General features: G+C 41.6%; 1 protein-coding gene. It reads right to left on the bottom strand.

The annotated features are described in order from the left end of the window. Window positions 1–105 precede the first annotated feature (105 nt). Entirely contained in the window at window positions 106–549 is a 444-nt protein-coding gene (locus AB4589_RS17255) for a lytic transglycosylase domain-containing protein (protein WP_029203697.1), read from the bottom strand. Window positions 550–889: the final 340 nt, after the last annotated feature.

Here is an 889-nt window from a genome sequence, read left to right as displayed (position 1 = left end):
GTGGCGAATGAATCTGACGAACGAGGGATGCGGGGGATCTGGAAATTGAAGGAAGAAAGCGAGAGGAAAAGCCAAAGACATCGCACCGTTATGGTGCAAAGCCTTTTATTGAACGTTCATCTTAAAATAAACCGATTGGACTTTTTGGATGTATATTTTTCTGGCGTTCTCGGTGCGTTTTGAAAAACCCGCATTATAAGCGCCGACGCTGTTCCAGTTATAACCATGACTAGAAAAATTAGAACTTAATACCCACGCGCCAAGATGAACATTAAAACAAGGGTTATAGATGCTTGTTTCATTCACATTAAATTCGGATAGTCGATCAAACCAATGGGAATTAATTTGCATCAATCCAAAATCACGACTGATCACTTGACCGGTTTTGTTTTTATTTTCATTATACGCATTCGGTTTTAGGCTGCTCTCTACCGTTGCAATGGATTTTAAAAGCTGTGGATCGACATTATAAAATCTCCCTGCCTCATCAAAGCAAAAAGCCCAACCGAAACACGGCGATAGCAAAGAAAGGTAAAGTAATGGTTTCATCATAAAAAGCCACCTATCAGCCACAAACCCACAAAGTGACACCATGAAAAAGCAATAGAATCAAACATCGAGCAAATAGGCGTACTGTGGTACTGAGAGCGGTATTGGCGACCGCTTGCGGTCGAGCCTTTGGCTCAAATTCTTTTAGCGCGAGCGTTGAAGCGTTCGGACAAAAAAAATGCCTCTAGGATAAGAGGCATTTAAGAAAACATATTTGAATATTAAACGTTGATATGACTGCCAACCCAAAACGCGGCACCGGCTACCGTCGCAATCATAGCGAAGGCTGTTGCAATAATGAGATTTTTAAGGGAACTCACTTCATTACGAACTGTGTCGA

This window comes from Vibrio sp. 10N.222.49.A3 (assembly GCF_041475145.1).
Taxonomy (GTDB): domain Bacteria; phylum Pseudomonadota; class Gammaproteobacteria; order Enterobacterales; family Vibrionaceae; genus Vibrio; species Vibrio tasmaniensis_A.
Note: the sequence above shows the minus strand (reverse complement) of the source record. Positions and strands in the feature narration are given on the sequence as shown.

Excerpts from the sequence above, each read along its gene's own strand:
- AB4589_RS17255 (WP_029203697.1), bottom strand. The coding sequence starts at position 549 with ATGAAACCATTACTTTACCTTTCTTTGCTATCGCCGTGTTTCGGTTGG.